This window comes from Streptomyces sp. NPDC088747 (genome assembly GCF_044751025.1).
Lineage (GTDB): Bacteria > Actinomycetota > Actinomycetes > Streptomycetales > Streptomycetaceae > Streptomyces.
Genome location: NZ_JBIVKZ010000035.1, coordinates 1 through 8,250, shown reverse-complemented (window position 1 = coordinate 8,250; position 8,250 = coordinate 1). Strand labels below are relative to the sequence as shown.

The 8,250-nt window shown below is 74.5% G+C and carries 3 protein-coding genes and 1 pseudogene; all 4 read left to right on the top strand.

Going from position 1 to position 8,250, the window contains the following annotated elements; translation table 11 throughout:
* The coding region (locus ACIP79_RS42295) for an SDR family NAD(P)-dependent oxidoreductase (RefSeq protein ID WP_401233335.1) at positions 1-2,896 on the top strand (2,896 nt) is incomplete at its 5' end.
* Positions 2,893-5,901: pseudogene (locus ACIP79_RS42290) on the top strand (type I polyketide synthase); the annotation flags it as partial. The gene ACIP79_RS42295 and the pseudogene ACIP79_RS42290, both read left to right, overlap by 4 nt.
* 6 nt (positions 5,902-5,907) lie before the next feature.
* Positions 5,908-6,486, top strand: a complete 579-nt coding sequence (locus ACIP79_RS42285) for a phosphopantetheine-binding protein (protein ID WP_401233338.1) — start codon at positions 5,908-5,910, stop codon at positions 6,484-6,486.
* The coding region (locus tag ACIP79_RS42280) for a type I polyketide synthase (RefSeq protein ID WP_401233332.1) at positions 6,483-8,250 on the top strand (1,768 nt) is incomplete at its 3' end. The genes ACIP79_RS42285 and ACIP79_RS42280, both read left to right, overlap by 4 nt.

Sequence of the window (8,250 nt, the reverse complement as noted above, 5' to 3'; positions counted from 1 at the left end):
CCACCCCCACCCCGGCGAAAAACTCACCCCCCAATACTGGTACGACAACTGCCACCAACCCGTCGCCTTCCACCCCACCATCAACAACCTCATCAACGACGGCCACCACACCTTCATCGAAACCAGCGCCCACCCCGTCCTCACGTACCACATCGAGGACGCCCACACCGTCACCACTCTGCGGCGCGACGAGGGCACCGCCGCGCAGTTCCTGACCGGGCTGGGCCGCGCCTGGATCCTCGGACACCACGTCACCCCCACCCCCCACGACGGACCGACCGCCGACCTCCCCACCTACCCCTTCCAACACCACACCTACTGGCTGGAATCGCCCACCGGTGCCGGACGGCGTGAGAGCGACACCGGGCACCCGCTGCTCACCACCGCCGTGCCGCTCGCCGACGACGGGCTGGTGCTCGCCGGCCGCCTCTCGCTCGACGACCACCCCTGGCTCGCCGACCACGCCGCCCTCGGCACGGTGCTGCTTCCCGGCGCCGGGCTGGTCGAGGCCGCGCTGCACGCCGGCCGGCAGGTCGGCGCCGAGCTGCTGGAGGAGCTGGCCCTCGAAGCCCCGCTGGTGCTGCCGGAGACCGAGGGCAGCGGCGTCGACGCACAAGTGCGGGTGGGCGAGGCGGACGAGTCCGGCCGACGGGCGGTCAGCGTCCACTCCCGATCGGGGGACCGGTGGACCCGCCACGCCAGCGGCGTGCTCGCCCCCGGAGGCTCGGCCCCTGACCCGGCCCCTGACCCGGCGACCTCCGCCTGGCCGCCACCCGGCGCGGAGCCGGTGGCACTCGACGGCTGGTACGAGACTCTGGCGAAGAGCGGCTACCAGTACGGGCCCGCCTTCCAGGGCCTGCGGGCCGCGTGGCGGCTCGACGGCCAGGTCTTCGCCGAGCTGGCGCTGCCGGAGGACGAGACCGGCCACGCCGACGGCTTCGGCATCCATCCCGCGCTGCTGGACTCGGCGTTGCACGCCATCGAGCTGGGCGCGCTGCCGCAGACCGGCGACCTTCGGCTGCCTTTCGCCTTCAGCGGCGTACGCCTCCACGCCGTCGGCGCGTCGGCCGCCCGCGTACGGCTGTCGGCCGCAGCCGGGCCCGACTCCGTGTCGCTGGAGTTCACCGACGCCGAGGGGCGGCCGGTGGCGTCGGTCGAGTCCATGGCGCGCCGCCCCGTCGCGTCCGACCAGCTCGCCGCCGCCGTCGGCGGCGTCGGGGACACCCTTTTCCGTGTGGAGTGGACGCCGGTGACGACGCCCTCCGCGCCCCCGGCTCTCCGCTGGGGAGACTTGGAGGAACTCGGCGATGCCTCCGCCGCGTTCGACGCCGTCGTGGCGACGCCCGCCTCCCCGCACGAGGCGCTGGCCCTGGTGCAGCGGTTCATCGCCGAGGAGCGACTGGCCGCGACCCGGCTGGTGCTGGTGACGCGGGGCGCTGTCGCCGCCCGCCCCGACGAGGACGTGCCGGGTCTCGGCCAGGCGCCCGTCTGGGGCCTGGTCCGCTCGGCGCAGACCGAACACCCCCACCGTTTCGTGCTGCTCGACGTGGACGACCTCGATCTGCTGCCCATGGCGCTGCCCGCCGCGCTCGCCGCCGACGAGCCGCAACTCGCCCTCAGGGGCGGCGCCCTGCTCGCCCCCCGCCTGACGCGGGTTCGGCCGCCCGCGGAGACCGGTCTCGCCTGGAACCCGGAGGGCACCGTGCTGATCACCGGCGGCACCGGCGCGCTGGGCGCGCTGCTCGCCCGCCACCTGGTGACCCGGCACGGTGTGCGGCACCTGCTTCTGACGTCCCGCCGGGGTGACGGCGCCCCTGGGGCCGTCGAGCTGACCGCCGAACTCGCCGCGCTCGGCGCCGAGGTGACCGTCGCCGCCTGCGACGTCGCCGACCGGGACGCGCTTGCCGCGCTGCTCGCGGGCGTACCGGGCGAGCACCCGCTGACCGCCGTGGTCCACACCGCCGGGGTGCTGGCCGACGCCGTCGTGGAGTCCCTGACCCCCGAGAACCTCGACGCCGTGCTGCGCCCGAAGGCGGAGGCGGCCCGGCACCTGCACGAGCTGACGCGTGACCACGACCTGGCGGCGTTCGTCCTCTTCTCCTCGGTGCAGGGCGTCGTCGGCGGACCGGGCCAGGCCAACTACGCGGCGGCCAACGCCTCGTTGGACGCTCTCGCCCAGCACCGGACGGCCCACGGCCTGCCGGCGGTCTCGCTGGCGTGGGGCCTGTGGGCCGAGGGCGGTATGGAGGCCGCGCTGAGCCGGGCGGACATCGACCGGCTCGCCCGCACCACGGGCATGGTGGCGCTCTCCGCCGAGCAGGGCATGGAGCTGTTCGACACCTCGCTCGCCCTCGGCACGCCGCACGTCGTCCCGGCGCGGCTCGACCTGGCGGGGCTGCGCGCCAGGTCCGGCGGCGAGGAACCGCCGGCGATGCTGCGCGGCCTGCTGCGGACGCCGACGGCACGCCGCGCGGCGCCGCGGCGGCCGGAGTCGCTCGCCCAGCGACTGGCGGACATGCCGGCCGCGGAGCGGGAGCGGGCGTTGCTGACCCTGGTTCGGGACGAGGTGGCGGCCGTACTCGGGCATGTCGACGCGGGGACGGACGGCATCCCGGCCCGCCGTGGCTTCAAGGACCTCGGCTTCACCTCGCTCACCTCGGTGGAGCTGCGCAACCGGCTCGGCAAGGCGACCGGCCTGCGGCTGCCCGCCACCGTGGCCTTCGACCACCCCACGCCGGAGGCGCTCGCGCGGCGGCTGCTGTCGGAGCTGTTCCCGGAGGAGGAGCCGGCCGCCGCCGATGGCGGGGCGGACGAACGGGCGGACGAGGAGGCGGAACGCATCGACTCCCTCGACGTCGAGGAGTTGATCCGCCTGGCCGACCAGAGCGCCGAGTGAACGGGCCAGTGACGACCCGGGCAACGAAGTCGGAGACGAAGAGGAAGAGGACGGGACAGACCATGGCCAGCAATCCAACTGAGGAAGTCGTCACGGCGCTGCGGAACTCGCTGAAGGAGACGGCGCGGCTGCGGAAGCTGAACCAGGACCTCCGGACCGCCGCCTCCGAGCCGATCGCCATCGTCGGGATGGGCTGCCGCTACCCCGGCGGTGCCTCCTCCCCCGAGGAGCTCTGGGCGCTGGCGGACGCCGCCGAGGACACCGTCGGTGACTTCCCCGCCAACCGGGGCTGGGACCTGGCGGGCCTGTACGACCCGGACCCCGACCACCCCGGCACCTCGTACGTCCGCGAGGGGGCGTTCGTCCACGACGCCACCGAGTTCGACGCCGACTTCTTCGGGATCTCGCCGCGCGAGGCGCTCGCCATGGACCCGCAGCAACGGCTGCTGCTGGAGACCTCCTGGGAGGCGATCGAGCGTGCCGGCATCGACCCGACCACGCTGCGCTCCACCCCGACCGGCGTGTACGCGGGCGTGATGTACCACGACTACATCAGCCGTCTGGCCGAGCCGCCCGAGGACCTGCAGGGCTACCTCACCACCGGCAGCCACGGCAGCGTGGCCTCGGGCCGCGTCTCCTACTTCCTCGGCCTGGAGGGGCCGGCCGTGTCGGTGGACACCGCGTGCTCCTCCTCGCTGGTGGCCCTGCACCTGGCCTGCCAGGGGCTGCGGCAGGGCGACTGCGCCATGGCGCTGGCGGGCGGGGTGGCGCTGCTCGCGACGCCGTTCGTCTTCGTGGAGCACAGCCGCCAGCGGGCGCTGGCCGCCGACGGCCGGGTGAAGGCGTTCGCGGGCGCGGCCGACGGCACCGCCTGGGGCGAGGGCGCGGGAATGGTCCTGCTGGAGCGGCTGTCGGACGCCCGCCGCAACGGCCACCCGGTGCTCGCCGTCATCCGGGGATCGGCGGCCAACCAGGACGGCGCGTCCAGCGGCCTCACCGTCCCCAACGGCCCGGCGCAGCAGCGCGTCATCCGCGCCGCCCTGGCCAACGCCCGCCTGGAACCGGGAGAGGTGGACGCCGTGGAGGCCCACGGCACCGGCACACCGCTCGGCGACCCGATCGAGGCCAATGCCCTGCTCGCCACGTACGGCCGGGACCGGCCCGCCGAACGGCCATTGTGGCTCGGCTCCATCAAGTCCAACATCGGCCACACCCAGGCCGCCGCCGGGGTCGCCGGCGTCATCAAGATGGTCATGGCGCTGCGCCACGGCACCCTGCCCAAGACGCTCCAGGTGGACGAGCCGACGCCGCAGGTCGACTGGTCGTCCGGGGCCGTCTCGGTCCTGACCGAGGCACGGCCCTGGCCGGAGACCGGCCGTCCGCGCCGCGCGGGCGTCTCGGCGTTCGGTGTGAGCGGCACCAACGCCCACCTCATCATCGAACAGGCGCAGGAAACCGAACCCGAGGCTTCCGAAGAGTCGTCCGGGCACGAGAGCAGCGTCGGCGGGCCGCTGCCGTTCCTGCTCTCCGGCCGCTCACCGGAGGCACTGCACGCACAGGCCGCCCGGCTCGGGGCCCACCTGGCCGGCCACCCCCGGCTGCCACTGCCGGACGTCGCGCGGGCGTTGGCCACCACGCGCACCGCGTTCGACCACCGCGCGGTCGTCGTGGCGGACGCCCACACCCCCGAGGGCCGCGAGGAGCTGTTGGCCGCCCTGAACGCCCTGGCCCGTGCCGAGACCCCCGCCGGCACGGTGCGCGGCCGGGCTCGCGAGCGCGACAGGACGGCGTTCGTCTTTCCCGGCCACGGCTCGCAGTGGCCCGGCATGGCCGCCGGGCTCCTCGACGCGTCCCCGGTGTTCCGGGCCCGCTTCGAGGAGTGCGCGAAGGCGCTGGAGCCCTTCGTGGACTTCGCGCCCGCCGAGGTTCTGCACGACGAGCAACTGCTGGAGCGCGTGGACGTCGTGCAACCGGTGCTGTGGGCCGTGATGGTGTCGCTGGCCGCGCTGTGGCAGTCGGCCGGGGTCACCCCGGACGCCGTCGTCGGCCACTCGCAGGGCGAGATCGCGGCGGCGTGCGTCGCGGGCGCGCTGTCGCTGAAGGACGGCGCCCGCGTGGTGGCACTGCGCGGCAAGGCGATCACCACGCTCCCGGCCGGGGGCATGGTGTCGGTCGCGATGCCCATCGCCGAACTGGAGAAGCGCCTCACCCGCTGGGAGGGCAAGCTGTCGGTCGCGGTCGTCAACGGCCCGTCGTCCGTGGTCGTCGCCGGCGACGTGACGGCCTGCGAGGCGCTGACGGCCGAGTGCGAGGGCGAGGGCGTGCGGGTACGGCGGCTGCGCGCGGCGCAGGCCGGCCACTCGGCGTACGTCGAGTCCGCCCGGGAGGAGCTGCTGACCGCGCTCGCGCCGCTCGCACCGGCCCCGCCCGCCGTGGCGTTCTGCTCCTCCGTCACCGGCGGGATGCACGCCGCCGACACCGCGCGGCTGGATGCGGCGTACTGGTACGGCAACCTGCGCGAGCCGGTGCGGTTCGACCTGGCCGCCGGGACCCTGCTGGCGGCCGGGCACCGAGTGTTCATCGAGATGAGCCCGCACCCGCTGCTGGCGCTGGGCGTGCAGCAGTCCGCCGAGGAGGCCGGTGCGGACGAGGTGCTGACGGTCGGTTCGCTGCGCCGTCAGGAGGGCGGGCTCGGACGGTTCCTGCTCTCGCTGGGCGAGGCGTGGGCGGGCGGCGTAGCCGTGGACTGGGGCGCGCTGCTCGGCGAAGCGACCAGGGCCGTGGACCTGCCGACGTACGCCTTCCAGCGCCGGACCTTCTGGATCGACGCCGACACCGCCGTGGCGGCCCGGCGAGCCGACCCGGCCGAAGAGGAGTTCTGGCGGGTCGTGGAGGAGGACGACGCCGAGGGTCTGGCGGAGGCACTGGGCGTACGGCCCGGCACGCCGCTGAGCAGTGCGCTGCCCGCGCTCGCCACCTGGCGGCGGCAGCAGCTCGAACGCGCGGCGGCCGTGAACACCGCGCTGCCGGTCGTGCCCCAGGCCGACACCGCGGCCGAGGTGGCCACCGACCTGGCCCGCAGGCTCGCGGACCTGGACGAGGCCGACCGGGGACGCCAGTTGCTCACGCTGGTGCGCACCGAGGCGGCGGCCGTACTCGGGCATCCGGGGCCCGAGGCCGTGGACCCCGGGTACCCGCTGAAGCAGCTCGGCTTCGACTCGCTCGGCGTCCTCAACCTGCGCAACCGTCTCAACCTCGCCACCGGCCTGCGGCTGCCCGCCACCCTCGCCTTCGACCACCCGACGCCCAAGGCGATCGCGGCGTACGTGGCGGCGGAGTTGGCGGCCGGCACGCGGGCAGCGCCCGTCGTGCACGCCGAGTTCGACCGGCTGCGCGCCGCGTACGCCGAGGCCGGGGCCGACGGCGCGTCGCGCGGGCGGATTCTCGAAGGCCTCACCTCACTGCTCACCGAGCTGTCCGGCCCGGCCGCCACAGACGGGGCCGAAGACGGCACCGAGCGGATCGAGGACCGTATCGAGGACGCCTCCGACGAGGACCTCTTCGACTTCATCGACAACGAGAGCCGGTGAACGCCGCCATGTCCGACGAGAAGACGCTGCGCGAGTACCTGAAACGGGCCACGGTCGAGCTGGCCGAGTCCCGCCGGAGGCTGCGGGCGGAGGAGGAGGCCCGCACCGAGCCGATCGCGGTGGTCGGCATGGCCTGTCGGTACGGGGGCGGGGTGCGCTCCCCCGAGGACCTGTGGCGGCTGGTCGCCGAGGGCCGCGACGTCATCGGCCCGTTCCCGGCCGACCGTGGCTGGGACCTGGCCGGACTCTACGACCCTGATCCCGACCAGCCCGGCACTTCGTACGTCCGCGAGGGCGCCTTCCTCTACGACGCCGCCTCGTTCGACGCCGACTTCTTCGGGATCTCCCCCCGCGAGGCGCTGGCGATGGACCCGCAGCAGCGGCTGCTGCTGGAGGCGGCGTGGGAGGCGATCGAGCACGCCCGCATCGACCCCGCCTCGCTGCGTTCCACGACGACCGGCGTGTACACCGGGGTGGCCACCAACGACTACGGGATGTTCCTGGCCCAGACGGACGAGGACATCGAGGCGCACCGGCTGACGGGGGTCGCGGGCAGTGTGGCCTCGGGTCGCGTGTCGTACGTGCTGGGTCTTGAGGGGCCGGCCGTGTCGGTGGACACGGCGTGCTCGGCCTCGCTGGTGGCGCTGCACCTGGCCTGCCAGGGGCTGCGGCAGGGCGACTGTGCCATGGCGCTGGCGGGCGGGGTGAACGTGCTGGCGGCGCCCGGGGCGTTCATCGACTTCAGCCGGCAGCGCGGGCTGGCGCCGGACGCGCGGGTGAAGGCGTTCGCGGGCGCGGCCGACGGCACGGCCTGGGGCGAGGGTGTGGGGGTGCTGGTGCTGGAGCGCTTGTCCGATGCCCGTCGCAGCGGTCACCGTGTGCTGGCTGTGGTGCGCGGCTCGGCGGTCAATCAGGACGGCGCGAGCAACGGCCTCACCGCCCCGAACGGGCCGGCGCAGCAGCGCGTCATCCGCGCCGCGCTGGCCAACGCCCGTTTGGCGCCGGGAGAGGTGGACGCCGTGGACGCCCACGGCACCGGAACACGGCTCGGCGACCCCATCGAGGCCAACGCCCTACTCTCCACCTACGGCCAGGACCGACCCGCCGAACAGCCGCTGTGGCTCGGCTCCGTCAAGTCCAACATCGGCCACACGGGTCCGGCGGCGGGCGTGGCCGGGGTCATCAAGATGGTCATGGCGCTGCGGCACGGCACGCTGCCGCAGACACTGCATGTGGACGAGCCGACGCCGCACGTGGACTGGTCATCCGGGGCCGTCTCACTCCTGACGGAGGCGCGGCCGTGGGAGCGGAAGGGCCACCCGCGCCGCGCCGCCGTCTCGGCGTTCGGCGTGAGCGGGACCAACGCCCACGCCGTCATCGAGGAGTTCACGGAAGCCGAGCCGGTCCCGGCTGAGCCGCCGGTCGAGGAGGCGGGCGCACACCTGTTCCTGCTGTCGGCGCGTACGCGGGACGCGTTGCGCGCGCAGGCGGCCCGGCTTGCTCGCCGCATCTCCGACGACCCCGGGGCCTCGCTGCCCGGCCTGGCGCGGGCGTTGGCGGTGACCAGGACGTCGTTCGACGAACGCGCCGCCATCGTCGCCCACAACCACAACGAACTCCTCACCGCACTCACCGCACTCACTCAAGGACGCCAACACCCCGCCCTCACCACCGGAACCCTCGACCCCGACCGCGGCAAAACCGTCTTCATCCTCCCCGGCCAAGGCTCCCAATGGCCCGGCATGGCCCAACAACTCGCCGCAA